At 63.0% G+C, this 25,337-nt stretch carries 24 protein-coding genes and 1 riboswitch; of the genes, 16 read left to right on the top strand and 8 right to left on the bottom strand.

Annotation, left to right across the window (positions count from 1 at the left end):
- Positions 1-89 precede the first annotated feature (89 nt).
- The 6 genes from RHIBR816_RS0100975 to RHIBR816_RS0100950 all read left to right on the top strand — a co-directional run bounded on the left by RHIBR816_RS0100975 (position 90) and on the right by RHIBR816_RS0100950 (position 4,677).
- Complete coding sequence (locus RHIBR816_RS0100975) at positions 90-296, top strand: CsbD family protein (RefSeq protein WP_018234663.1); 207 nt, start codon at positions 90-92, stop codon at positions 294-296.
- A 197-nt stretch (positions 297-493) separates the two neighbouring features.
- A complete protein-coding gene (locus RHIBR816_RS0100970; RefSeq protein ID WP_018234662.1) occupies positions 494-883 on the top strand; it encodes a helix-turn-helix domain-containing protein in 390 nt (129 codons plus the stop codon).
- A 7-nt stretch (positions 884-890) separates the two neighbouring features.
- Positions 891-2,711: an adenylate cyclase gene (locus RHIBR816_RS0100965; RefSeq protein ID WP_026186518.1), complete on the top strand. Its 1,821-nt coding sequence runs from the start codon at positions 891-893 to the stop codon at positions 2,709-2,711.
- A gap of 22 nt (positions 2,712-2,733) precedes the next feature.
- Positions 2,734-2,949, top strand: a complete 216-nt coding sequence (locus RHIBR816_RS0100960; protein WP_018234660.1) for a hypothetical protein — start codon at positions 2,734-2,736, stop codon at positions 2,947-2,949.
- Positions 2,946-4,157: a YcaO-like family protein gene (locus tag RHIBR816_RS0100955; protein WP_052522667.1), complete on the top strand. Its 1,212-nt coding sequence runs from the start codon at positions 2,946-2,948 to the stop codon at positions 4,155-4,157. The genes RHIBR816_RS0100960 and RHIBR816_RS0100955 overlap by 4 nt, the downstream gene beginning before the upstream one ends.
- A 286-nt stretch (positions 4,158-4,443) precedes the next feature.
- Entirely contained in the window at positions 4,444-4,677 is a 234-nt protein-coding gene (locus RHIBR816_RS0100950; RefSeq protein ID WP_026186516.1) for a hypothetical protein, read from the top strand.
- 245 nt (positions 4,678-4,922) lie between these two features.
- Here RHIBR816_RS0100950 and RHIBR816_RS0100945 read toward each other — a convergent pair whose 3' ends face one another.
- Entirely contained in the window at positions 4,923-5,717 is a 795-nt protein-coding gene (locus RHIBR816_RS0100945) for a DUF1194 domain-containing protein (RefSeq protein WP_026186515.1), read from the bottom strand.
- A gap of 223 nt (positions 5,718-5,940) precedes the next feature.
- On the opposite strand from RHIBR816_RS0100945, the gene RHIBR816_RS0100940 reads away from it, so the two are divergent.
- The gene (locus RHIBR816_RS0100940; protein WP_026186514.1) at positions 5,941-7,248 is read left to right on the top strand and encodes a glucoamylase family protein; all 1,308 of its coding nucleotides are present in this window, start codon (positions 5,941-5,943) and stop codon (positions 7,246-7,248) included.
- A complete protein-coding gene (locus tag RHIBR816_RS0100935) occupies positions 7,224-8,090 on the top strand; it encodes a ferric iron reductase (RefSeq protein WP_245262547.1) in 867 nt (288 codons plus the stop codon). Before RHIBR816_RS0100940 ends, RHIBR816_RS0100935 begins: the two co-directional genes overlap by 25 nt.
- A gap of 50 nt (positions 8,091-8,140) precedes the next feature.
- On the opposite strand, the gene RHIBR816_RS0100930 is transcribed toward RHIBR816_RS0100935, so the two are convergent.
- Together RHIBR816_RS0100930 and RHIBR816_RS0100920 are read right to left on the bottom strand one after the other, a co-directional pair.
- The gene (locus RHIBR816_RS0100930) at positions 8,141-8,929 is read right to left on the bottom strand and encodes a CbtA family protein (protein WP_018234654.1); all 789 of its coding nucleotides are present in this window, start codon (positions 8,927-8,929) and stop codon (positions 8,141-8,143) included.
- A gap of 179 nt (positions 8,930-9,108) precedes the next feature.
- Positions 9,109-9,285 carry a CbtB-domain containing protein gene (locus tag RHIBR816_RS0100920; protein ID WP_014329031.1) on the bottom strand — a complete coding sequence of 59 codons (177 nt, stop codon included), beginning with the start codon at positions 9,283-9,285 and terminating at the stop codon, positions 9,109-9,111.
- Between the two features lie 40 nt (positions 9,286-9,325).
- A riboswitch (cobalamin riboswitch) is annotated at positions 9,326-9,604 on the bottom strand.
- Positions 9,605-9,783: 179 nt separating this feature from the next.
- On the opposite strand from RHIBR816_RS0100920, the gene RHIBR816_RS0100915 reads away from it, so the two are divergent.
- Positions 9,784-10,263: a DUF1772 domain-containing protein gene (locus tag RHIBR816_RS0100915; protein WP_018234651.1), complete on the top strand. Its 480-nt coding sequence runs from the start codon at positions 9,784-9,786 to the stop codon at positions 10,261-10,263.
- Positions 10,264-10,393: 130 nt separating this feature from the next.
- Positions 10,394-10,744, top strand: coding sequence for a VOC family protein (locus tag RHIBR816_RS0100910; protein WP_018234650.1), 351 nt, complete (start codon positions 10,394-10,396; stop codon positions 10,742-10,744).
- A gap of 22 nt (positions 10,745-10,766) precedes the next feature.
- Here the strand turns inward: RHIBR816_RS0100910 and RHIBR816_RS0100905 are convergent, their stop codons facing one another.
- The gene (locus tag RHIBR816_RS0100905; protein ID WP_018234649.1) at positions 10,767-12,050 is read right to left on the bottom strand and encodes a cystathionine gamma-synthase family protein; all 1,284 of its coding nucleotides are present in this window, start codon (positions 12,048-12,050) and stop codon (positions 10,767-10,769) included.
- 127 nt (positions 12,051-12,177) lie between these two features.
- Between RHIBR816_RS0100905 and RHIBR816_RS0100900 the strand changes: the two genes are divergently transcribed.
- The 3 genes from RHIBR816_RS0100900 to RHIBR816_RS0100890 all read left to right on the top strand — a co-directional run bounded on the left by RHIBR816_RS0100900 (position 12,178) and on the right by RHIBR816_RS0100890 (position 15,061).
- Positions 12,178-12,636: an Lrp/AsnC family transcriptional regulator gene (locus RHIBR816_RS0100900; protein WP_018234648.1), complete on the top strand. Its 459-nt coding sequence runs from the start codon at positions 12,178-12,180 to the stop codon at positions 12,634-12,636.
- A 49-nt stretch (positions 12,637-12,685) separates the two neighbouring features.
- Positions 12,686-13,189 (top strand): isoprenylcysteine carboxylmethyltransferase family protein, encoded by a 504-nt coding sequence (locus RHIBR816_RS0100895; protein WP_018234647.1) that lies wholly within the window; start codon positions 12,686-12,688, stop codon positions 13,187-13,189.
- Between the two features lie 180 nt (positions 13,190-13,369).
- Positions 13,370-15,061 (top strand): alpha/beta-hydrolase family protein, encoded by a 1,692-nt coding sequence (locus RHIBR816_RS0100890; protein WP_018234646.1) that lies wholly within the window; start codon positions 13,370-13,372, stop codon positions 15,059-15,061.
- 6 nt (positions 15,062-15,067) lie between these two features.
- Here the strand turns inward: RHIBR816_RS0100890 and RHIBR816_RS0100885 are convergent, their stop codons facing one another.
- The gene (locus tag RHIBR816_RS0100885) at positions 15,068-15,928 is read right to left on the bottom strand and encodes a LysR family transcriptional regulator (RefSeq protein WP_018234645.1); all 861 of its coding nucleotides are present in this window, start codon (positions 15,926-15,928) and stop codon (positions 15,068-15,070) included.
- Positions 15,929-16,053: 125 nt separating this feature from the next.
- On the opposite strand from RHIBR816_RS0100885, the gene RHIBR816_RS0100880 reads away from it, so the two are divergent.
- The 3 genes from RHIBR816_RS0100880 (at position 16,054) to RHIBR816_RS0100870 (ending at position 22,707) form a co-directional block, all read left to right on the top strand.
- Positions 16,054-18,498 carry an FAD-dependent oxidoreductase gene (locus RHIBR816_RS0100880; RefSeq protein ID WP_018234644.1) on the top strand — a complete coding sequence of 815 codons (2,445 nt, stop codon included), beginning with the start codon at positions 16,054-16,056 and terminating at the stop codon, positions 18,496-18,498.
- Entirely contained in the window at positions 18,495-20,942 is a 2,448-nt protein-coding gene (locus tag RHIBR816_RS0100875) for an FAD-dependent oxidoreductase (protein ID WP_018234643.1), read from the top strand. Before RHIBR816_RS0100880 ends, RHIBR816_RS0100875 begins: the two co-directional genes overlap by 4 nt.
- Before the next feature lie 220 nt (positions 20,943-21,162).
- Positions 21,163-22,707, top strand: a complete 1,545-nt coding sequence (locus RHIBR816_RS0100870; RefSeq protein ID WP_026186513.1) for a trimethylamine methyltransferase family protein — start codon at positions 21,163-21,165, stop codon at positions 22,705-22,707.
- A gap of 30 nt (positions 22,708-22,737) precedes the next feature.
- Here RHIBR816_RS0100870 and RHIBR816_RS0100865 read toward each other — a convergent pair whose 3' ends face one another.
- The 3 genes from RHIBR816_RS0100865 to fhuF form a co-directional block, all read right to left on the bottom strand.
- Positions 22,738-23,256, bottom strand: a complete 519-nt coding sequence (locus tag RHIBR816_RS0100865; RefSeq protein WP_018234641.1) for a hypothetical protein — start codon at positions 23,254-23,256, stop codon at positions 22,738-22,740.
- 188 nt (positions 23,257-23,444) lie between these two features.
- A complete protein-coding gene (locus RHIBR816_RS0100860) occupies positions 23,445-24,578 on the bottom strand; it encodes an ABC transporter substrate-binding protein (protein ID WP_018234640.1) in 1,134 nt (377 codons plus the stop codon).
- Between the two features lies 1 nt (position 24,579).
- Positions 24,580-25,335 carry a siderophore-iron reductase FhuF gene (gene fhuF / locus RHIBR816_RS0100855; RefSeq protein WP_052522665.1) on the bottom strand — a complete coding sequence of 252 codons (756 nt, stop codon included), beginning with the start codon at positions 25,333-25,335 and terminating at the stop codon, positions 24,580-24,582.
- Positions 25,336-25,337 lie beyond the last annotated feature (2 nt).

Genomic DNA, 25,337 nt, shown 5'->3' with positions numbered 1-25,337 from the left:
GGGCTTATCGTTCTCCGAGCCCGAATGAACCAAATGCCGCCATCGCGAGTTTCCTTCACATGACAGTCACCAAGCCAGGAGGAAATGGCATGGATTGGAATCGCGTCGAAGGAAACTGGAAACAGGTGAAGGGCAAGATCAAGGAGCAGTGGGGCAGATTGACTGACGATGATCTTGACCAGATCGACGGTAACCTCGATCAGCTCGAGGGCAAGATCCAGGAGCGGTACGGCATCGAGAGGGATCTCATCAGACGGGATCTCGACGACTGGTATGACCGACAAACCTGGAATTGATACTCGAGAAGCTAACCCCGCCTCGTGCGGGGTTAGCTTCGGATTGCGCGTCGAGAGGCATTGGATTGCCTCTTAGCACTGGCGACAATGCAAGCAACGCCTCAAAACGCAGACGAGAACCTTGTGCATCACGCAAAGCTCCGAGTTGCATCGGTTTTGCTTTTCAAGCATCCTTGAAGATAAGCAGCCAGCCATTCATGCGCGGAGTCGAAAAAGTGGTCAGCCAGCCCAACGCCATTGACGCATTCATCGGTCGTCGTATTCGGCTGCGCCGCAAGGTGCTGGGAATGGGCGAGGAAACTCTTGCGGCGGCGCTTGGTGTCACGGCCGCGCAGGTCCGGCGATATGAACAAGGGATGCGCCGAGTGTGTGCGGTCCACTTGCTGATGACGGCGGAGGTTCTGCAAGTACATTTTTCGTGGTTCTTCGAGGAGATGCCGGCGCCGGCGGGCGGCGGATTGCCGAAGACAGTTGCGGAGCCGCGTAGGAGCAAATCGACGGTGTTTCCATCGGAGATGCCTCGACGGAGGCGCGCTGTCCTGCCCACCCTTTGGGGCGGCAGGACCCTGGGCCTATCGGCCGGTTGAGGTGATCGTGACGGGGGCGGGCTATCACCTTCAGACCTTTGGAGAGTTGCGGCTGGTCGATACCACCGGCGCGGTTGTCGCGTGCCCCGAGCGCGGCCTGTTGATCCTCGCCTATCTCTCGGCGTCCGGGCAGAAGGTCGCGACCCGCGAGAAGCTTGCGACCATGATCTGGCCGGACAGGGAAAAAAGCGTGGCCTTCAAGAATCTGCGCTCGACGCTGTGGCGCATGCAGCATCTGGTCACGCGCGCTGGAGCCGTCGTGTCCGCAACGGAATCGGAGGTGGCGCTCGGGCTGATCTCCTGCGATGTCGCTGATTTCGAGACGGTGAACAGCTCGGAGGAGACATTCCGCAGCATCCTTACGCTTTGGCGCGACACGTTTCTGGGAACTGCGGACTTGCCGTCCGGGCGCTATACGGACTGGGTGCTGGAAAAGCGGCGGCGGTTTACGGACCGGCTTCGCGGTGCGCTTATCGATGTGGAACAGCGTTCTGCCGACCGCTCGATGCTGCGCTCGGCCTGCGTGCATCTGCTGGAACTCGATCCGGGGGACACCGCCGTTCGCGAAATCCTGCAACGGGTCAGTCACGGCCCATCACTCGACGGCGGTCGCCCGCCTGCCAAGGTATGGCTGTGGCATGGCGCCGGTGAGGCGGAAGCGGAAGCGAGCGCGCCCGAAACCGCACCGCTCCCCCGCGTTGCACTGCTTCCGCCCGCCGCATTTGGCAGTGACCCGTTGCTCCACGCCGTCAGTGCGGCTGTGATCGAGGACATAACGATCGGCCTCTGTGCCCTGCGCTCGATGACCGTCGTCGCGCCTTATACGGCCGAGCGTATCCGCGAGGCAGAGGACAAGGCAGCATTTCTCGAACGGCACGGTGTCACCTACGCGCTCGATTGCCGCATGTCGGATCAAGGGCTATTCACCCAGCTGATCTTCCTGCCATCCGACCAAATCGTCTGGGCAGACCGCTTCCTGATTTCGCCTGCAGGCCTCCTTAAGCAGCGCCAGGAGATTGCCTATCACGTGGCGCGCGCCGTGACCGAGCAAGTGGAGACGGGGAGGCCGGAGCACCTCGACTATCTGTCGCATCCCGAAGCCTATTACGCTTATCTCGGCGGGCTCAGGCATCTCTCGGGTCTTGGCCTGCCCGAGGTTCGCCGGGCGCGTCATGACTTCCGAGTTGCACTGAAGCACAAGCAGGATTTTGCGCCGGCGCTGAGCGGCATCGCGCGCACTTATGCGACCGAATGGCTGCTGACTGCGCGGGCCGACGGTGAACTCCTGTCCTTGGCGGAGCGGCACGCAAAGGACGCGATCAAGAGCAACGAGGTCCTGCCCACCGCTCATCGCGAAGTCGGCGTGGTCAAGCTTTATCAGGGCGACCTCGATGAAAGCCTGGCAGCGCTGGATCGCGCCGAGCAGTTGAGCCCGCACTATGCCGATGTTCTCTACAGCCACGCAGATACGCTCGTTCATGCCTCCCGACCTGGCGAGGCCTTGGAAAAGCTTGGCCAGGCGATATCCCTCAATCCGCTGGCGCCTGACGCCTATCTTTGGAGTGCAGCGGGTGCCAGCTATTTTCTCGGGGAATACAAGCAGGCCATCGGCTTTGCCCAAGACATGAAGGAAAAGTCGCCGGCAGACAGGATCGTCGCCGCAAGTTGGGCGATGCTCGGGGACCGCAAAAAGGCCCGCCAGCACAGGATGCGGGCCCTGAAGGTCAATCCCACTTTTGATGTCGACAAATGGCTCGCCGTCATTCCCTTCAAGGAACAATGGCAGAAGGATCTCTATCGTGAGGGCCTGAAGAAGGCGGGTTTCTAAATCGGAGCGTGGGGGGAATAGTATGAGCAAAGTCGTTGTGATTGGAATTCCGGGGGAACCGGGCTTGTGGATCGCCGACCTTGGAAACGGGACGGTAACGCCGCTCGATCAGGTGAGGGGCGATCTGGCAACCGTCAACGGCTTTCGGCAGTTGGGCAGTACCTTCGTCAACAATGTCGATCTCGCCATAGCCGTAGGGTCGGTCGATGACGTCTTTGCCGGTCACGTCGACTCTTGATCTGCCAAGAGGCCGGGTGGTCTGGTTCGCATCATGACTATTCCGACAGGGTGTGCACCCCGGAGGAAACATTCGATCGCATTCGACCTTGTCTCGCGGCGTTCGGCGTGACGCGCATCGCCCGGCATACGGGCCTCGATAAGGTCGGCATCCCGGTGTGGTGCGCCTATGCGCCGAATTCCCGGTCGATCGTCGTCGCGCAGGGCAAGGGGCTGACGGATGCGGATGCGCGTGCATCCGCAGTCATGGAGGCGCTTGAGCGGGCAGTCGCGGGCGAGCCGGCCGTCGACACGGTCGTGGAGACAGCAGACAATCTGCGCGCGTCGGGCCGGACGTTCGACCGGCTCGACGCGCTGATCGCCGCCGGCCAGAACGATATTCGGCCGGACGAGAAAATCGAATGGGTCCGCGGCGTGGATCTGATCTCCGGCCACGACGCCTTCGTCCCGCTCGAGGCGGTGCTGCTCGACCGCACGCGGGCCTCGCGCTTCTGGATGTCCTCGGACGGGCTGGCATCGGGAAACACCATGCCGGAGGCGATCCTGCACGGCCTGCTCGAGCGGGTCGAGCGCGACGCGCATATCCTCTGGCGGGTGTCCGGCCAGAACGCCCGCGACCGGGCATGCGTCGTCCCCGAGGATCTTGACGATCCGGCGCTCGACGCGCTCGTCGGCCGCATCCGGGCGGCCGAGCTCGAATTGCGGCTTTTCGACGTTACCAGCGACACCGGTATCCCGTGCTACCTGGCGCTGCTCGGTCTGCGCGGCACCGCGACCGCCGGCAACCTCCGCTTCGTCGAGGTGACGAGCGGTTGCGGGGCACACCCTTCGGCCATCCGGGCCGCAATCCGGGCGGTGACGGAGGCGGCACAGTCGCGACTCACCTATATCGGCGGCGCCCGCGACGACGTCTACGCCGAGACCTTCTGCCGGCCATTGCCGGAGTCGACGCGGCGCGCCTTCCTCGCCGCGCCGAGATCGACCGCGGCTCCGGGGGCTCCCATCCGCATGCATGTCGATGCTTTGCTGAACCATGTCATCTCCTGCGTCACGAAGGCGGGTGTGCGGTCGGTCATCGCGGTTCCCCTCACGCGCGGCGATCTGCCCTTCGCCGTCGTCAAGGTGATCGTGCCGGATCTTGAGAATCCGGACGGCGAGCGGGCGCGTCGCTTCGGGCCGCGTGCACTATCGAAGGCGATTGCGTCGTGAGCGACTGCGTGTTTCCTTGAATCGAAGTCGATCCAAGCTGAAAAACATGCAGCAGTTCAAAGTGCTACAGCGTCCTTTGTGCGTCTGGCAAGACGCACGGCGCGGTAGTGGCGCGCTCGCAGCCCCTGTGCCGAAAGGAACTGAAGCGGCCCGCGAACGAGCTTAAGTTTCGCAAGCGACAATTGGCGAAAACTATCTCGCAACACCACTGATGGGTGTGCAACGCTCGTGCAACGCGCGCGAACGGCAATTTCATCTATAGTGCTGCGCGAGGGTAGTACACGCAATGGGGGTTCGAATGACTAACTCTGTCTCGACATCTGCCGAGCATGATGCGGAACTTGCGAGCATCGCGAGGATGCTGGCCCATATCCGCGACAGTGCCCGCGCATTGGACGCGCAAGCCCTGGAATATTGCGTCGACATGGCGCTTCAGGCAGTCGTCAACGAACTGCGCGATCGGCGCGAGTTTGCGGCCATGGGCGCCGATACGGCGGGCGGGTTTCGCCTGCTGCAGTGAACGCGCAGGAAGGCAAGGAACGCAGGGGCGCATTCCGGCGTCCCGCTACAGCGCCGCGCGCCTTATCAGACGCGCAAAGGTCGCTGTAGCGCTTTGAATTGCTGCATGTCTCCTTAAATCGAGGTCGATTTAAGGAGACATGCAGCAGAGCGGGATGCGCTCACATGCGTTCGCGCTCCGATCTATCGATTTGTTTTTGCCGCATTTGTGCGACGTCAGGTGAGTCCACCTGACTGCAAAATGCTCTAACGGTCGAGTTCCGGATAGACCCTGTCCAGGAAGCCCGGCCGAAGCTTTTCGCCGATCATGCAATCTGCCGCCGTCTCGCCAGCGGCTAGATTGAAGGTCGGGGGAAGCGTCACCCCGCTCACTTCGAGGATCAGCTTCTGCCGGATCGCGACCGCGAAATCCTCTGCCTCGTGGACCGGAAGAACGAAGGAGCCAGGCCCCCCGATCACACATTCCGCGTAATACTGATCCAGCGGGCCGGTCGACACCGAGGGGCGGATCAGGATCGCCAGCCCGTTGATGATGATGCCGCGCGCCACTGCTTCGTTGCGGGCGGGGGCGACAGGCGGCCCGGTATTGTTGGGGCCGTCGCCGGAAATGTCGATGACGCGACGTGCGCCCGAAAAGGCGTTCGTATCGATCAGGCTGGTGCCAAAAATAATCGCATTCGATATCGATGTGCCACGCCGCGTTCCGATCGGCCGCGCCTCGATCTTGGCCGCGAAGGCCTCCGCGTCCTCGGTGCCCTCGATCACCTGCCAGGTGACGACCGAAGCCTCATTGACCATGCCGGCCCATTCGAAATAGCCGATGGCGATGCGGCCGAGAAATCCACCCTTGACGGCGTTGACGAATTCCGGGTGCCTGAGCGCCTGTACGTAGCCGGAGCGCTGCACCCGCGCTTCCTCCATGTCCATCGACCCGGACATGTCGACAGCGAGAACCAGTTCCACATCGACGTTCGGAGGCGTGGCGGCCGTCTGAAACGGGCTGCCACTGAGTGCCATGATCAATGCCAGCATGCTCAACATCGCATCCGCCAATCGTCATGATCTACAGTCGGGACCTTCCGTCCCTCCGGGTCTCGCCCTAAAAAACGCGGACCCCACAACAGGAATGTATCACAGGATTGCAAAACGGCGACTGCCGCGACCAAGTGCGATCGCAATATTATTTGATTGCGACGCCTGAGAGACGAGCAGAGGGCCAAAATACGTTCTCAATCTGGTCATGGTCCTCAAGCAGAACCTCGCTATGCTTCTCTCCGCTCCGCACAGGGACATCGCCGTGATCGACCGGCTGCAGCGCGCCGCGTTCGACTATTTTCTCGTTCATTCCGATGCGGGGACGGGGCTTGTCGCGGACACGGCACGGGTGGGGTCGCCAGCGAGCATAGCGGCCACCGGCTTCGGACTGTCCTGCTATCCGGTGGCTGTCGAGCGCGGCTGGATGGAGCGGACAGATGCGGCGCGCCGCGTGCTTGCCATTCTGCGTTTTCTCGACCGGAGCCGGCAGGCGAGCGACAAGCATGCGACCGGCTATCGCGGCTTTTACTACCATTTCCTGGATATGCGGACGGGCGAGCGCCGTTGGAACAGCGAACTTTCCACCATCGACACCGCGCTCCTCCTGGCTGGCATGCTGACGGCTGCCGCGTATTTTTGCGGACGCGATCCGAGCGAAGCGGAGATCCGAAGCCTTGCGGCACGCCTCCATGAGCGGGCGGATTGGGCCTGGGCGCTCAATCGCGGCGATACGGTGACGATGGGCTGGAGGCCGCCGGGGCGTTTCCTGAAGCACCGTTGGCGCGGCTATAGCGAGGCGCTGCTTCTCTACGTTCTGGCGCTCGGCGCATCGAACTGGCCCATCGCGCCGGAGAGCTATGGCGCCTATGCCGCCGCACACGAATGGCTGACGATCGACGCGGCGGCGCACCTCCACGCGGGCGCGCTGTTCATTCACCTCTTTCCCCATGCATGGATCGACTTCCGTGGCATACGCGACACGGGAATGCGCGAGGCGGGAAGCGATTATTTCGAGAATACCCGCCGGGCGATTGCGCTGCAGCGCACCCATGCCGAAGAAAATCCTCACGGTTTTTTCGGCTATTGCCGCGACCTTTGGGGCTTCAGCGCCTGTCATGCGCCGAAGGGCTGGCAGCAACTGCGCGATGGCCGGCGCCAGAAGCTCCTGGGCTATGCGGCGCGCGGCGCGCCATTCGGTGCCGATGACGGGACCGTCGTTCCGTGGGCGCCGCTTGCCGGCTTGCCTTTCGCGCCGGACGACTGCCTGAGCGGACTTTTCCATCTGCTGGCACACTATCCGGCGTTGCTTCGCGACGCCCGCTTTCCGGGCGGCTTCAATCCGAGCCTAGCGGGCGCCGGGCGCGAGGGCTGGGTCGATGACAGGATCGTCGGGCTTGACCAGGGGCTGTCCGTCATGATGATCGAGAACTGGAGAAGCGGCCTCATTTGGGAATTGACACGCAGTATCCCTGTCTTCAGCCGGGGATTGAGACGGGCAGGCTTCGAGGGTGGATGGCTAACGCCGGGCGTGTTCTGATGGACGAGGGAATGGGGCAGGAGCAGCCGACGAGTACAGCGCATAGGGCAGGAGCGGTGGCTGCGACCGAATGGCTCGCCACGGCATTTCCGGAAGTCGGCTGTTCGCTCGCGAGCGCCCAGGCAGTTTTCAAATCCCCGGACAGTTTCTGGTCGGAGCAAATCGAAACCTGCCTTGCCTATCAGGACCGTTTTGCGTCCGGCATGGACGACAAGATCCGGGCGGCGCACCTGATCGCCTTCTACAGTCATCAACTCAGCCTTGCGGCAGGGGCGATCTATCTCACTACCGGCCTTGTGCCGATCGTCTCGGGATTGCGTTTCGAAACCTATTCAAGAGCGTTTGATGGACAGACGCTCGAGGCCGGCCGGTTTCATTTCCTTGTCGAAATGCCATCAGGTCAGGGTGAGATGGGGCGGGAGGAACGGGACAAGAGCTTCCATGACGTCTTCGTGGCGCATCTGAGACCGGTGATCGCGGTCGTGAAACGGCGCTGCAGCCTGTCGACCCGTGCGCAATGGCGGCTTGCGGCCGACGGGCTCGCGGGGGCCTTTCTGGAGATCGGGCGTCGGCGTCGAGAGGAGGAGATGGCAATCGAGCAGGCGCTGGCGATCGTCAAGCGCGCCCACTCGCCATTGACGTCGCGGGAGCTTCACTACGAAAGGATCGACGTGGCGTGCGCCGGTGGAGAAGGGCTGCGCTCACGGACCTACCGGATACGCGGCGGCTGCTGCCTTTTCTATCGTGCCGAGGGCGGCAGCTATTGTGACACCTGCGTGCTGCTGAAGCGTGAACTTCGACGGGACCGGCTGCGGGCCCACCTGCTCGGTAGCAAAAAATGAGGCATCTTTTGCCTCCTCCCCGCATGCGGGGGAGAAGGCATAGGTGCAGGTTAGTTCAACTTGAGAAACCGGTCGTTGATGAAACCGGAGACGATGCCGAGCACGAGCCAGAAGGCGAGCGTCGTTGCAAGCGCGGCGACGGCGAACTCGGCACCGAGCACGGCCGGCACGTTGCTGGAGATATCGCTCGGCTGCGGTGCGCCATAGACGTGCGGTGCAGCGACAAGAACGAGACCGGCCAGCTTGGCGACGATTTCGGGGCGGAGTGCCAGCAGGTAAAGGCCGGCAGCCGAGAGCACGACCGTCGCCCCCCACCAGGCCTGGCGGTCGCCAAGTTCTGCGGCCGGAAAGCCCGGCAGTTCGGGTGGCAGGCCGACTGCGGGCAGCATATGCACCGCGAGCCAGCCGAAGGCGCCCCAGAGTGCGCCGTTGGCAACCGTGATCGGATAGCCGATCACCAGGCTGATGCCGGCAAGCAGCAGCGAGAAGCCGGCGCCGGTGACCAGGTTGGCGGCAAGCGTTCCGGAAAAGCGGCTCATGCCGAACATGATGCCGCCTTCCTCGTGTTCCTCGCCCTCATGGGCATAGGCGGGGGTGATCGGTGAAAGCGCAGCGAGCATTTCGCCCCAGGTCGGGGCTCCGTTCAGCGACGAGTGCTGCTCATGATCAGCGGCCGCCGGCTGCTCACCGGCTGGCTGTCCCGGGGCGGCTGGCGCCTCGCCCTCGAATTCTTCCGCATGCAGGATGAGTGGCGTGACCCGCAATTCCTGGGCGGCGCTCATGAAGACGCCGGCAATCAGCCCGGCGACGATCGCGGCCAGAAGTGTCTTGACGATCATTGTCGATTTTCCTCAGCGGACGCGGTCGCCTTGCGGTGAGTCCGGCCCGATTCCATAAGACGCAAACCGGCGCTTGAAGTCGCGGGCGCGTGCCCACGGCACGACGCGCGCTCCGAGCGCCGGAGGGTCGATTGTTGTTTCGTTCGGCATGGAACGCGGCATGCGCTCCATGACTTCGCTTAGTGGCAGGGGAAGCCGTAGGAATGGCGCGTGTCGTGTGCCGTATCATGCAGCACGGCCGAATTCGCCAGGCCCGCACCGAAAACGAGGAAGCCACCGATCATGAGGGCGATGATGCCCGCGGTCAGACGGTCGCTGAGGGAAAGCGGAATGCTCGAAACTGTAGACGTAGCCATGACAACCTCCGTGATGGCAAATGGGATGTTCCCGTTGGGCATGATGCCCGCATCGCTTGGCAGGTTTCCTGGCTCACGGCGTCAGGTGCCCAGGCTGGCCTGGTCACCAGGGATTTGCCTCGCCTTCCCAGTTCGCACCGCCCTCTCGCGGTTCTTACCCAGTGGCTTCTTCCGGATCGCTCCGGAATGGCAAATTCACGCCGCTCTACAGTCGCGGGGTCGGCCGTGATTGAGATGCCCAGATTGGGTCCATCCGTCACGTTCCCGTTTACTCCCGAAACGCGTTCGCATTTCGGGAACCAACCGATTTGCGATGATTAGGTGTGCACGCCAATGATGTCAATCGCGCCGCGGTGGAAAGTGCAGGAGAGGGTTGCGCGCATTTCGCGTTGCAGCGACACATGGGGAACAACTCCTGATGACTATATCGCATCGGTCGGTTATCACTTGGGCAGCGCGTGCGGCCGTCGGCCGCACAATCGACCCGGAGTCCCTGCTATGATTGCTCTTGTTCCTGGCCTGGCCTTTGCCGCCGTCATCGGATCCGGACTTATGGCCGGGCTCTTTTTCGTCTTTTCCGTCTGTATCATGCAGGCGCTGGCGCGACTGCCGGCGGAACAGGGCGTTGCTGCCATGAGCGCGATCAACGTCGTGATCCAGAATCCGCTGTTCTTCGCAGCCTTCATGGGTACGGCGCTGCTCGGCTTAATCCTGATAGCCGCCGGTTTTATCTGGGGCGGAGAGGGGAGCTATCTCCTGGCGGCGGGCGGGTTGGTCTATCTCGTCGGCACATTCGCGGTGACGATCGTCTTTAACGTCCCGCTCAACAACGCGCTGGCTAATGCAACTTCGATCCAGGCTGCCACCGAAGTCTGGCAGCAGCGCTACTTGTCCGATTGGGTCTGGTGGAACCATGTGCGAACGATCGCTTCGATCGGTTCGCTCGCCCTTTTCGCGCTTGGCTTCCAACGCGGCTGAAGGGGCGGTGAGACTACAGCGCCGTGCGTCCTTTAGGACGCATAAAGGTCGCTGTAAGTCTTTGAATCTACGCATCGAGCTTTCCGAAAATCGGGTCCGATTTTCGGGCCGATGCGCTGGGGAGGTTATAATGGCAGTCCGGCGCATCGTGGCCAATTTTCAAGTATCTGATCCGCAACGCGCGCGAAGCTTCTATACGGATCTGCTTGGTCTGAGAGTGGTGATGGATCACGGCTGGCTGGTCACCTTTGCGGCCGAAGGCGGATCGGCAATGCCGCAGGTAAGCTTTGCCATTGAAGGCGGATCGGGAACGCCGGTGCCGGCGCTCTCGATCGAGGTGGACGATGTCGACGAGGTCTATCGACGCGCGAAGGCCGCCGGCATCGAGGTCGTCTATGATATCACTGACGAACCCTGGGGTGTGCGGCGCTTCTTTGTGCGCGATCCGTTTGGCAACATCGTCAATATCCTGACGCATTGAGCGGCGCGCGCCGCACAGCGGATCAGACGGTCGTCAGCGCGTTCGCGACGTCGGCGACGAGGTCGTCCGGATGCTCGATGCCGATCGACAGGCGGATGGTGGATTCGAGCACGCCGATCCGGCGCCGCACCTCGATCGGCACGCCGGAGTGGGTCATGGCGGCCGGGTGGCTGGCAAGCGATTCCGTGCCGCCGAGGCTGACCGCGAGCTTGAAGATCTGCAGCGCGTTCAAGAAACGGAAGGCCGCTTCCTGGCCGCCGGCGATGTCGAAGGAGAAGGTCGAGCCGGCGCCGGTGCATTGCGCGGCAAAGGTCCGCCCGACCGGCGAGGCTTCGTCGTGGAAGGGTAGATAGTGGATGCCTTCGACTTTCGGATGGTCGCGCAGGAATTCGGCGACGATGCGGGCATTGTCGTTCGCCTTCTCCATCCGGACCGACAGTGTTTCGAGCGACCGGCCGAGCATCCAGCAGGAATGCGGGTCGAGCTGCGTGCCGATCGAGCCGCGCAGCGCCTTCACCTGTTTGATGAGCGCCTTGGAGCCGAGCACGGCGCCGGCGATCAGATCGGAGTGGCCGCCGACATATTTGGTGAGCGAATAGAGCGACAGATCGGCGCCGTGGTCGATCGGGTGCTGGAAGACCGGGCCGAGCAGGGTGTTGTCGCAGGCGACGATCGGTCTTTGCCCCTGTCTTTCACCGATCTTTTCGGCAATGCGGCGGATCATCGCGACGTCGACCAGGCTGTTGGTCGGATTGGCCGGCGTTTCGACGAGGATCGCCGCGACCCGGCCCCTGCTCATTGCCTCCTCGGCGGCAGCGCTGACGGCCGCTTCATCCACGCCATCGGCAAAACCGACTGCGTGGATGCCGAGATTGAGGAAGGTCTTGGCGAGCAGCGTCTCGGTGCCGCCATAGAGCGGCTGCGAATGTAGGATCGCATCGCCGGGCCGCACGAAGGCAAGCAGCGTCGTGGCGATTGCCGACATGCCGGAGGAGAAGAGCGCGCCGGCCTCGGCCCGTTCGTATACGGCAAGCCGATCCTCGACGATCTCGCTGTTCGGGTGGTTGAAGCGGGAATAGACGAGCCCGGCACCGACGCCCGCCGGCGGCTCGCGTCGTCCCGAGACGAAGTCGAAGAAGTCGCGGCCTTCCTCGGCGGAGTGGAAGACGAAGGTGGAGGTCAGGAACACCGGCGGCTTGACGGCGCCTTCCGAGAGCTCGGGATCGTAACCATAGTTCAGCATCAGCGTTTCGGGATGCAGTTTGTGGTTGCCGATATGGGTCTTCGACGGATGCGGCGCGGTCATGGTTTCTCTCCCTAGGCGCGAGCGGACTCGACTATCCGCCAATTTATATCAAACGCCTGGGCCGATCCTTGCTATTTGCGATCACTTCGTTTTGATGAGCGCAAGTTTTTGCCGAGGTTTCAGCAGCATGACGCAGAAAATTGCCGACGAGATGGATCGCCGCATCCTGAAGGAACTGATCGCCGATGCCCGGATCACCAACAACGAACTGGCCGAGCGCGTCGGACTTTCTCCCTCGCCCTGCTTGCGCCGGATCCGGCGGCTGGAGGAAACCGGGGTCATCCGCGGCTATACGGCGCTCGTCGACCCGGTCATCGAAGGCTGGACGATGACGGCGATCGCGACGGTCCGCCTCAGCCGCCAGCACGAGGACGAGATCGTCATGTTCGAGGAGGCGATCCGCGGCTGGAACGAGGTGCTCGAATGCCATCTCGTCACCGGCTCGCGCGACTACGTGCTGAAGGTGATGAGTTCCGGCCTCGAGCACTATGAGCGCTTCATCAAGGAGAAGATCGCCCGGCTGAAATGCGTCGCTTCAATCGAGACGAGCTTCGTGATGAACACGATCAAGGAGCGGCGTATCTAAATTCAGTCCGCTAAAATCGGCGCGACCTGACCCGTCATACGGTTTGATCATGCGAAAGCCCGTCGCAATCCTCGGTTCAGCGATTTTCTTCGTCGTCGTCCCATGTGCGTTCGCGGGACTCGTCCCATGGTGGATCTCCCGCTGGCAGTTTCGCGATCCCTTTCTCGGCACATGGGTGACACAGGCGGTCGGTGTCATCCTGATCGTCGCGGGGCTTCCAGGGCTCATCGATTCGATCAGACGGTTCGCCGTGGAAGGGTTCGGCACGCCGGCGCCGGTTGCGCCGACGCAAACCCTGGTCGTCACGGGGCTTTACAGTCACGTGCGCAATCCGATGTACCTTTCGGTCCTGGCGATCATCGTGGGGCAGGGATTACTCTTCGGCGACTGGCGGCTCATTGCATATGGAGCGGCGTTCTGGACGATATGCCATGTCTTCGTCATCGCTTACGAGGAGCCGACGCTGCACCGCGCCTTCGCTGTCGAATATGAAGCATATCGGCGGAGCGTTCCGCGCTGGTTTCCAAGGCTGACGCCGTGGCGGAAAGGCTGAGGCGCAAGCAACACTAAATTTGGCGCTTGTCGCCGCAAGGAATCGGGCAAAGCTGTACATCGCGTTGCGCATCGTCGGGTTGTGCCGATTGACTGTGCGGGAGCGGAAGGCGACATTGCCGCAATGCGTCGCTTGTCTACGGGCGACAAAGTGACAATGCCCGCAGCGTGGAGGCCCGCCATGGAACACCTTCAACAGACGGACCTGTCGACGGCGACGCGGCCTGCCCCGCGCTATCTGGCAAGCCTCTTGCGTTCCTTTTCGACGAGCGGCCTGCTTGTCGGCGTGATCTTCTTCGCGGTCTCGTTGACCCCAAGCCTCATTCCTCATCCCTATCTGATTCAGGCAGGGATTTCCGGCGCTTCGCTCGCCGCCGGCTACGCGATCGGCGCATTCCTGCGTTGGCTCTGGTCCTTTTTCGAACTGCCCGAGCCAACGACCCGGCGGGCGCGCACGCTGAAGATCGCCGCCGCCATCGTCTGCATAGCGGCGGCGGCGGTGTTTCTCTGGCAGGCGGCGGGATGGCAAAATACCGTCCGCAGCATCATGGGGCTTGAGCCGATCGAAAGCGCCGAGCCGCTCAAGCTAGGCCTCATAGCCTTCCTCGTCTTCGCCGCTCTCATCTTCCTGGCGCGGCTGTTCCGGTTTACTTTCCGCGTTCTTTCTCGCTGGCTGCAATTTTTCCTGACGCGACCCATCGCCAACGCCCTTGGCGGGCTCGTCGCCCTCGCTCTCTTCTGGTCCGTGACGAATGGCGTCATCTTCAAGTTCGCGCTGCGTGCCGCCGACAGTTCTTTCCAGCAGCTCGATGCGCTGATCGATCCCGATGTCGCGCCCCCAACCGAGCCCGCCAAGACCGGCAGCGACGCGTCGCTGGTGCGCTGGGACGAGCTTGGGCGGCAGGGGCGGCAGTTTGTCGCCTCGGGGCCGACAGGCGTCCAGATCGGCGACTTCTACGGCGGCGCGGCGCCCAACCCCGTGCGCGTCTATGTCGGCCTGAACTCCGCGGAGACGGCGCGCGAACGGGCGAAGCTGGCGCTGGAGGAACTGAAACGCGCCGGAGGCTTCGAGCGCAAGTCGTTGATAGTCGTCGTTCCGACCGGCACCGGCTGGATCGATCCGGCAGCACTCGATCCGCTCGAATATCTGCTCCACGGCGATGTCGCGAGCGTTGCGGTGCAATACTCCTACCTGACGAGCTGGTTGTCGCTGCTCGTCGAGCCGGGCTATGGCAACGATGCGGCGAACGCGCTCTTCGACGAGGTCTACCGCTATTGGACGACGCTGCCGAGGGACCGTCGCCCCAAGCTCTATCTGCATGGCCTGAGCCTCGGCGCCATGAATTCGCAAGGGTCGGTCGATCTCTTCGACATCATCGGCGACCCGTTCCAGGGTGCGCTCTGGAGCGGCCCGCCCTTTCAGAGTGGGCTCTGGCGCTCGGTGACGGCGGAGCGCGTCGCCGGTTCGCCCGCCTGGCTTCCGCGCTACCGGGACAGCTCAGTCATCCGGTTCACCAACCAGGAGAACGCGCTCGATATTCCCGGCGCGCAGTGGGGCGCGATGCGGATCGTCTATCTGCAATATGCCAGCGATCCGGTGACCTTCTTCGATCCGCACGCCTTCTATCGCGAACCGGACTGGATGAAGGCGCCGCGCGGGCCTGATGTTTCTCCGGCCTTGAATTGGTTTCCCGTCGTCACCGGGCTGCAGCTTCTCGCTGACATGGCCTTGGCCACGACCTCGCCGATCGGCTATGGCCACGTCTACGCGCCGGAACACTATATCGATGCCTGGGTGGCGGTGATGGATCCGCAGGGCGTGACGGGAGAGGATGTCGCGCGGCTGAAGGCGGAATTCAAAGGCAAGTTCTGATCCGCATTAGGGCGCCCCCAGGTTGGCGAGCAGGCCGTTCATGGCGGCGATGATCTTGCGGTGCTGGTGGGCGTGGCGGGTTCGAAGGCTTGTCGCGGCGTAGATGGCCTGCGGGATGACCGGCGCATCGGCGACCGAATTGGCGACGCCATCTGTGGAAAGCCGCTCCGCCGTGGCGCTTGTCACATAGGCCGCGCCGCCAAGGGAGCGCAGGAGACCTGTGATCGCCATGTTCTGCCCGGCGGCAAGCGAGGCGACCGAGAGGTGTGGCAGCGCCAGCCGATGGGAGCGGTCGAAGGCGGGCGAGTAGCTGGAGCGGATGTAGCTTTCGGGCTTTACGCCGGCCATGTCGCGAGCCTCGGTGCTCACCAGCACGTAATGCAGTTCGCCGATCCTTTCATAGTGCAGGTCAGGCAGATAGTGGGGCGTGTAGAGAATCGCCAGGTCCAGTTCCCCGACGGCGAGATCGCGGTTCATCTGGCCGGAATAATCCGCCTCCATGTAGATTTCGGTCGCCGGCAGCTCGCGCCGGATGGCGGCCACCCATTGGCCGGCGAATGCATGCGCGAGGTCATGCTGTATGCCGAGCCGCATCGAGCGCTCCAGGGCGCCCGCGCTCGCCACCGCGCGTGTTGCCTCATGCCACTGATTTTGCAGCGCTTTGGCATAATCCAGGAAGCGCAGGCCGGAGGCGGTGGGAACCGTGCCGCCCTTGTTGCGGGTGAAGAGCTTGCGGCTGAACTGCGCCTCGAGCGCCTTGATGCGATGGGAGACCGTCGACTGCGTGACGTTCAGCCGCTCGGCGGTGCGGTTGAAACTCCGCGTCTCCATCAGGTCCAAAAAGGTCTCGATCAGATCGACTTGCATCTTTTGGCGGCTCCTCACACTCGCTGCAATCAATCTAATCGAAAATGTCGATCAATAAAGGCTAAACTCTCCGCTTGATGGGCTTGGTTTCCTCGTCAAGTATCCGGTCAAAGAGGGAATAATGCATGTCGAATTTGCCGTCTCACGCGCGTGTCGTCATCATCGGTGGGGGAGCCGTGGGCGCCTCCTCGCTCTACCATCTGGCCAGGGCTGGCTGGACCGACTGCGTGTTGTTGGAGAAGAACGAGCTCACCGCCGGCTCGACCTGGCACGCGGCCGGCAACGTGCCGACCTTTTCCTCGTCCTGGTCGATCATGAACATGCAGCGCTATTCCGCCTCGCTCTATCGCGAGCTTGGCGCCTCGGTCGACTATCCGATGAACTATCACGTGACGGGGTCGATCCGGCTCGGTCATTCGAAGGAGCGGCTGCAGGAATTCAAGCGCGTCGTCGGCATGGGCCGCTATCAGGGCATGGATCTCGATATCCTGACGCCCGACGAGATGCGCGGCCGCTATCCTTTCCTCGAAACACATGAGCTGACGGGCGCCCTCTACGATCCGTATGACGGCGATATCGACCCGGCGCAGCTTACCCAGGCGCTTGCCAAGGGTGCACGCGACATGGGCGCGAAGATCATCCGCTTCTGTCCGGTGACGGCGGTGCGTCGCGAGAATGAATGGGTGATCACCACGCCGCAGGGAGAAATCCGCTGCGAATATGTGGTGAACGCTGCCGGCTACTACGCGCGCGAGGTCGGCAAGATGTTCGGCCGCGACGTGCCGATGATGGTAATGAGCCATCAGTATATTCTCTTCGACGAGATCCCGGAGCTCGCCGCCTGGTCGAAGGAGGCCGGGCACAAACTGCCGCTGCTCAGAGACGTCGACTCCTCCTATTATCTCCGGCAGGAGAAATACGGCATGAATCTCGGGCCCTACGAGCGGAATTGCCGCGCGCATTGGACGACGCCGGACGATCCGATGCCGGAGGACTTTTCCTTCCAGCTCTTCCCGGACGATCTCGAACGGCTGGAGTGGTATTTGAACGATGCCGTCGAGCGCGTGCCGATCCTCGGCACAGCGGGCTTGTCGCGCGTCATCAACGGCCCGATCCCCTATGCGCCGGACGGCAACCCGCTGATCGGGCCTATGCCGGGCGTGCCGAACGCGTTCGAGGCCTGCGTCTTCACCTTCGGCATCTGCCAGGCGGGCGGGGCCGGCAAGGTGCTGGCCGAATGGGTGACCGAGGGCCAGACGGAATGGGACATGTGGTCCTGCGACCCGCGACGCTACACCGACTATACGGACCGGGACTATTGCACCGCCAAGGGCAAGGAGATCTACGGCCACGAATATGCGATGCATTTCCCCAAGCACTATTGGCCGGGCGGACGTAACAAGAAGCTGTCGCCGATCCATGACCGCATCGCCGCGCTCGGCGCCCAGTTCAAGCCCTATAACGGCTGGGAGCGTGCCATGTGGTACGCAAAACCCGGCGACGATACCTCCGAGGCGGCGACGCAGACGTGGAACCGTGAGGGGCCGTGGGCGAAGCGCATCGAGGAGGAGTGCCTGGCGGTGCGCGATGCCGCCGGCATTCTCGACCTGCCCGGCTTCTCTCGCTTCCGGCTGAAAGGTCAGGGTGCACGCGAGTGGCTCTCCGGGCTCATCACCGGCCGCGTGCCGAAACCGGGGCGCATCGGGCTTGCCTATTTCGCCGACGACAAGGGACGCATCGTCACGGAAATGTCGGTGATGGCGATCGAGGAGGACTTCTTCTTCCTGATCACCGCGGCCACCGCACAATGGCATGATTTCGAGTGGCTTCAGAAGTACCGTCCGGCCGATGCCGCCTTCACGCTCGATGACGTGACGGCGCATTTCTCCTGCCAGATCCTGACCGGGCCGAAGTCGCGCGCGATTCTCGCGGAGGTGTCTGACGCCGATCTTTCGAAGGGATGGCTGACACATCAGACGGCTGAGATCGCAGGGCGCTATTGCCAGCTCGTGCGCGTCTCCTTCGCCGGCGAGCTCGGCTGGGAGATCCACACCAAGGTGGAGGATACTGCGGCAATCTTCGACGCCGTCTGGGCGGCCGGCCAGAAACATGGCCTGAGGCCCTTCGGCATGGAAGCACTCGACAGTCTGCGTATCGAGAAGGGCTACCGCGCCTGGAAGGGTGATTTGTCGACCGACTACACGGTCCTTCAAGGCGGCCTCGAGCGTTTCGTCGACTGGTCGAAGCCGAGCTTCAAGGGCAAGGCGGCGCTCGAGCGCGAGAAGCAGTGGAGTGCCAGCAAGCGCTTCGTGACGCTCACCGTCGAGGCCGGCGACTGCGACGCGCCCTATATGTCGACGCTTTGGTCGGGCGGCGAGGTCGTCGGCGAGACGACATCCGGAAACTGGGGCTATCGCGTCGGCAAATCGATCGCGCTCGGCATGCTGCGTGCCGATCTCGCGGTGCCTGGCCAGGAAATCGAGGTCGAGATTTTCGGCGATCGCTTCAAGGCCACCGTTGAGCCCGACCAGCCGCTCTGGGATCCCTCGAACGAAAGACTGAAAGCATGACGAAGCCCATTCCCGCAAAGGCGCGTGTGGTCGTCATCGGCGGTGGCGTTTCCGGCTGTTCGGTCGCCTATCACCTGTCGAAGCTCGGCTGGACCGACGTCGTGCTGCTCGAGCGCAAGCAACTGACCTCAGGCACGACCTGGCACGCGGCCGGGCTGATCGGCCAGCTTCGCGCCTCGCAGAACATGACGCGGCTCGCGAAATATTCGGCCGATCTTTACGTGAGACTCGAGGCGGAGACCGGCATTGCCACTGGCATGCGCCAGAACGGCTCTATAACCGTGGCGCTGACGGAGGAGCGCAAGGAGGAAATCTACCGGCAAGCCTCGCTTGCCCGCGCCTTCAATATCGACGTGCGCGAGATCACGCCTGACGAGGTGAAGGACATGTACCCGCATCTCAACACCTCCGACGTCAAGGCGGCGGTGCACCTTCCGCTCGACGGGCAGTGCGACCCGGCCAATATCGCCATGGCGCTGGCCAAGGGAGCGCGGCAGAACGGCGCGACGATCATCGAAGGCGTGAAGGTCACGTCGGTGCTGACGAAGGATGGCCGCGTCACCGGTGTCACCTGCGAGCAGGACGGCGAGAGCTTCACCATCGAAACGGAGAATGTCGTCAACTGCGCCGGCATGTGGGGCAGGGAGCTTGCGCGTCAGTCCGGCGTCACCGTGCCGCTGCATGCCTGCGAACATTTCTACATCGTCACCGAGGCCATCCCGGGCCTTGCTCGCCTGCCGGTGCTGCGCGTGCCGGACGAGTGCACATACTACAAGGAGGATGCGGGGAAGATGCTGGTCGGCGCCTTCGAGCCCAAGGCCAAGCCTTGGGGCATGGACGGCATCCGCGAAGATTTCTGCTTCGACCAGCTGCCGGAGGATTTCGACCATTTTGCGCCGATCCTCGAAATGGCCGTCAACCGGATGCCGATGCTGGAAACGGCCGGCATCCATACCTTCTTCAACGGTCCGGAGAGTTTTACGCCCGACGACCGCTACTATCTCGGCGAGGCGCCGGAGCTCAAAGGCTACTGGGTGGCTGCCGGCTACAACTCGATCGGCATCGTGTCGTCCGGCGGCGCCGGCATGGCGCTGGCGCAATGGATGAACGACGGCGAGCCGCCCTTCGATCTCTGGGAGGTTGATATCCGCCGGGCGCAACCATTCCAGAAAAACCGTGCCTATCTCAAGGAGCGCGTGTCGGAGACGCTTGGACTACTCTATGCCGATCACTTCCCCTATCGGCAGATGGCGACGGCGCGCGGTGTCCGCCGCTCGCCGCTGCACGAACATCTGAAGGCGCGGGGCGCGGTCTTCGGCGAGGTGGCCGGATGGGAGCGCGCCAATTGGTTTGCGAAAGACGGCCAGGAGCGCGAATATCGCTATTCCTGGAAGCGGCAGAACTGGTTCGAGAATCAGAGGGCCGAGCATCTCGCGGTCCGCGGTGGCGTCGGCCTCTTCGACATGACGTCGTTCGGCAAGATCCGGGTGGAGGGCCGTGATGCGCTCTCCTTCCTGCAGCGTCTCTGCGCCAATGAGCTGAATGTCGAAGCCGGCCGGATAGTCTATACGCAGATGCTGAATGCCCGCGGCGGCATCGAGAGCGACCTGACCGTTACCCGGCTCTCGGAAACCGCCTTCCTGCTTGTCGTGCCGGGTGCGACCCTCCAGCGTGATCTCGCCTGGCTTCGCAGGCATCTCCGCGACGAGTTCGTGGTGATCACCGACATGACGGCTGCCGAAAGCGTGCTCTGTATCATGGGGCCGAAAGCGCGCGCGCTGATGCAGAGGGTGAGCCCGAACGATTTCTCCAATCAGATGCATCCCTTCGGCACGGCGCGCGAAATCGAGATCGGCATGGGGCTCGCCCGCGCCCACCGTGTCACCTATGTCGGCGAGCTTGGCTGGGAGCTTTACGTCTCCACCGACCAGGCAGCGCATGTATTCGAGACGCTGGAGGCGGCGGGGCAAGATGTCGGGCTCAAGCTGTGCGGCCTTCACACGCTCGACAGCTGCCGCATCGAGAAGGCCTTCCGTCATTTTGGCCATGACATCACCGACGAGGATCATGTGCTCGAAGCCGGGCTGGGCTTTGCCGTGAAGGCCGACAAGGGAGATTTTATCGGCCGCGACGCGGTGCTCGGGAAACAGAATGAGGGGCTGGCGCGCCGGCTGGTGCAGTTCCGGCTCTCCGATCCGGAGCCCCTGCTTTTCCACAACGAGGCGATCGTTCGCGATGGCGAGATCGTCGGGACGATCACGTCCGGCAACTACGGCCATCACCTCGGCGGGGCGATCGGGCTTGGTTACGTGCCCTGTGACGGCGAGAGCGCCGCGGATGTGCTGGCGTCGAGCTACGAGATCGAAATCGCAGGATCGCGGGTGAAAGCGGAGGCTTCGTTGAAGCCGATGTACGACCCGAAGGCGGAGCGGGTGCGGATGTAAGGCGAGGGCTGCCCCTCATCCGGCCTGCCGGCCACCTTCTTCCCGCATGCGGGGAGAAGGAAACGCGCGGTGAGCTTCCGCCTTGATTTGAGACTCTCCTACGGGGTGAGGGGCGAGGCGTTGCCGCATGTACCTTCTCCCCGTCTGGACGGGGAGAAGGTACCGGCAGGCGGATGAGGGGCAACGAGCAAGACGACGAAAGCGCCATTGGGAGATGATGATGGCAGACGAATGCGCAGTTGCGGTTTCGAGACGGTCCGGCGGACGGGCAGCGCGCGTGGCGCTGCGCTCCGCACCGCTCGCGGAAAGCATCCGGCCGGTACGGCCCGGTCTTGCGGGCGGCCAGTACAAACCGTTGAGCGAGGCGAATGTCCGGCGCATCCATGAAGCCGCGCTCGATGCGTTGGAAGAGATCGGCCTTGCCAATGCCCCGAAATCCGGCATTGAGATCATGACCGGTGCCGGTGCCATACTCGGCGATGACGGGCGCATCCGCTTTCCCCGCGCGCTGGTCGAGGACATGCTGGCCATTGCGGCACGGGACATTACCCTCTACGCCCGCGATCCGAAGCAGGATCTGGAGCTCACTGGCACTCGGGTCTACTACGGCACGGCCGGCGCCGCGGTACACGTGGTCGATGTCGAAAAACGCGAATATCGCGAGTCGACCGCCAAGGACCTGCTCAACGCCGCCCAGCTCGTCCATCATCTCGACAATGTGCATTTCTTCCAGCGCGCCATGGTCTGCCGGGATGTTCCCGACAATTTCCTGATGGACATCAACACGCTCTACGCCTGCTGCGCCGGCACCAGCAAACATGTCGGCACCAGCTTTTCCGATCCGTCGCATGTCGAGGGTTGCTTCGATCTGATCCACATGATCGCCGGCGGAGAGGACAAGTGGCGGGCGCGGCCCTTCGTTTCGAATTCCAACTGCTTCGTCGTGCCGCCAATGAAATTTGCGGAAGAGAGCTGCATCACCATGGAGAAGTGCATCCGAGGCGGCATGCCGATCCTCTTGCTTTCCGCGGGGCAGGCCGGTGCAACGGCGCCGGCGCCGCTCGCCACCGCGATCGTGCAGGCGGTCGCCGAATGCCTGGCTGGCGTCGTCTATGTCAACGCGCTGTCGCCCGGTCATCCGGCCGTCTTCGGCACCTGGCCCTTCGTGTCGGACTTAAGGACCGGCGCAATGTCCGGCGGTTCCGGTGAGCAGGCGTTGCTGACGGCCGGCTGCGCCCAGATGCACCAGTTCTACCGCCTGCCGGGTGGTGCCGCCGCCGGCATCGCGGATGCAAAGCTTCCGGACATGCAGGCCGGCTGGGAACAGGCAATTTCCAACGTCATGGCAGGGCTCTCCGGCCTTAACATGGTCTACGAGGCGGTCGGCATGCATGCTTCGCTGCTCGGCTTCTGCCTGGAGTCGCTGGTCCTCGGCGACGACCTGCTCGGCCAGGTGCAGCGCTGCATCCGCGGCATCGACGTGACCGAGGATTCGGTCTCTCTCGAAACCATGCGCTCGGTGTGCCTCGACGGTCCCGGCCACTATCTCGGCCACCCGCAGACCTTGGGGCTGATGCAGACCGAATACATCTATCCGGCAGTGGCCGACCGCACGAGCCCGAAGGAATGGGTAGAGATCGGCCGCCCGGATCTCGTCGCCCGCGCGATCGAGAGGAAGAACCGCATTCTCGCTGAGGCCGCGCCGTCCGTCATCGCGCCGGAAATCGACCGGGCCATACGGGAAAAGTTCAGGATCTACTGCTGAGGGTGGCCGTTCTGAGGGAGTGAAGTCCCTTCACTGCCGCGTGGCGCCCTTGACCTCGCTGACCGTATAGCTCCACTTCGGCGCGGTCGGTGCCTCATCCGCTCGGTAGGGAAAGGTGAGGAACGTTTCGAAGGGACGTGTCTCGCCGCCCGGGACCCGCACCAGCACCAGCGCCGTGTCGTCGCCGATCCGCCTGCAGGCGCCCGCCGGGCAATCCTGGAGCGTGACGGTGAGGCGGAAATATTCGAGCGTGATTGCCGAGGTGTTTCTGGCCGTTCCGCGCAGTCGATAACTGCGTTCCGACTGGTTGCGCTCGAAGGCGAGGTTATCGAGAACGATCTCTGAAGGAGCGAGCCCGGCTGGGGGCGGGGAGGGTGCGGGTGCAGGCGGTTCGGGTGTGCTTTCGCTCAGCCAGATCAGAAAGGCGGCGGCAAGCCCTACGGCGACCGCAACGGAAAGGACCGGCTCTACCCAGCTACGAAAGCGGCCATAGCGGGCCGCGAGATACACGATTGCCAAGCCCAGGAATAACGCAATCACCCACAGCATAAACGCCCTCCTACAGCGGGCGCCGTCCACCAGAACGCGCAAGGGGTCGCTGTAGCGCTTTGAATTACTGCATGTTTTTTCCGCTAAATCGAATCCGATTTGCATAGGGTTCGAGCGAAGCTGGCAATTGCTCGTCCCGAGCGAGCGGAAATCGACACGACGCGGCTGCCTTCGCCCGTCGCGAAATTTCAATTCTTCAGGCTGATCCAGTAGGCGCCTTCGAAGGGAACGGCCGCAAAGTGTTCATTGATCTCGGCCAGGGTCCTGGCCGGATCGACATCGGCAAAGAGGTCCGGCCTCAGCCACACGGCAAAGGCTTCCGCGGCGACGATGTTCAGCGGGATGGCATTGAAGAAGTTCCAGAGTCCATGGACGCGGCCGTTGCGGACTGCCGCGATGCTCGCCATCACCGGTGTGTCGACCACCTCTCTCAAGGTCCGCTCCGCCTCCTCGACGCTGACGCCGGGGCCGATCGAGAGGCCGCTATATATGCCGCCCGGCGACGAAGTGGCGATATAGACGTCGGGATTCTCGGCCATGACGGCCTCTGCGTTCATCATGCCGCCCGGCCGCGGCAACTTGCCTTCGGCGATGTTGCGGCTGCCGGTAAGGCTGATGAACTCACCGAGACCGCCGACGCCATAGGCCCAACAGCAGCGGTCGGGACCGGGAAAAGCCTCCATCAGAACGGTTGGCCCGGGCTCCGGGCGCTTTGCAGCCCGGTCACGGATGCGGGCAAGACGTTCCTCGTAGAAACGGGCGAATGCCTCGGCCTTTTCCTCGCGCTCAAAGATCTTGCCAAGCAGACGCATGGTGTCGGGCGTGCGCTTCAGGACATCGTCGTTGAAGTTCAAGACCACCACCGGCACGCCGATCCCGGAGAGATAATCGATGGCGCGTTGACCAGCCTCCGTGTCCGCCTGCCAATTGGCCAGCAGCGCCAGGTCGGCTTTGAGCGTGAGGATCGTTTCGAAGGAAAGACCGGGTCCGCTGCCGTCGTCGATCAGCGGCACCTCGGCAAGTCTCGGGAATTTGCGTCGGAAGCTTTCGTAAATTTCCGGATTGTCGCCTTTCATGTCGCCGGACCAGCCGGCCAGCCGGCTCACCGGATCCGGGTGGATAAGCGACAGCGCGATGAGGTTGAAGCCGGTACCAAGCAGAACCGCCTGCGGGCGCGACGCTATCGTGACCTCGCGTCCTGCCGAATCGGTGATCGTCATCGGCCAATGCGTTTCTGCCCGGGCAGCAAACGCGACGAGTACGATCAACAGCACTGCGACGGTCTTGACGACGGCCGGCGGGACGTGGCGAACGAGCGACAAGCTATTGATTCCTTTGGCTCGGAAGGGCGCAGAGGCTGCCGCAGCTCTGGATCCCCGGAAGAAGGTAGCGCAGGCAGCAGATCTTGCGCCGGCAGACGCGAGCGCCATCCTCGTCCTCGTGGCGCAGGCAGTCGAAGAAGGGGTTGGGCGTGCCGTTCGGCATCAAGCGCAAGCTGGTCATCGCATCGGCCTGATCGTTCAGGGGTTCGGTTCCGGCGGAACGCAGCGCGTAGTCGATGTAGACCGCGGCGTTGTTCCAGGCGAGCTTCGGCGCAATGCCGCCGATCGCCTTGAGATGCTGGACAACCGTTGCGAGGTGTTCATCCATCAAAGGCGAGAGAATCGAGAAAATCTCCTGTTCGCGCTCGCCGCGCCAGTCGCCGACAGTGGCGACGCCGAAGGCGCGAGGAAGACCGTCGGCCGAAAGCGCGACCGTCATCTCGTCGAAGCGAATGGGCAGTATCTGACGCTCCAAAGTCCAGGCGACGACATAAGGAATGGTGAGGCACGAAAAATAGAAGAGTGACCACATGGAAGCGACGGCGCGCCGATCGCTGCCGCCGAATGTTGCCGCATAGATCGAAAGCGTCCGGTCGAAAGCGCCGGAAGCGAAGAACTCCGTCAGTGGGATGCCATCGGCCAGATCGGCCGACAGCATCATCTTCTCGTTGCACCAGGCATGCGGACCGGCAAAGGCGGCCGAGATGCCTTTCGGCCCCTCGGTATGGATTACGCTTTCATGTCCGCCCATCGCCATCG

This window comes from Ensifer sp. BR816 (genome assembly GCF_000378985.1).
In the GTDB taxonomy this organism is placed as follows: domain Bacteria; phylum Pseudomonadota; class Alphaproteobacteria; order Rhizobiales; family Rhizobiaceae; genus Sinorhizobium.
The sequence above is the reverse complement of the archived record's forward strand: the minus strand, read 5'-3'. Positions and strand labels throughout refer to the sequence as shown.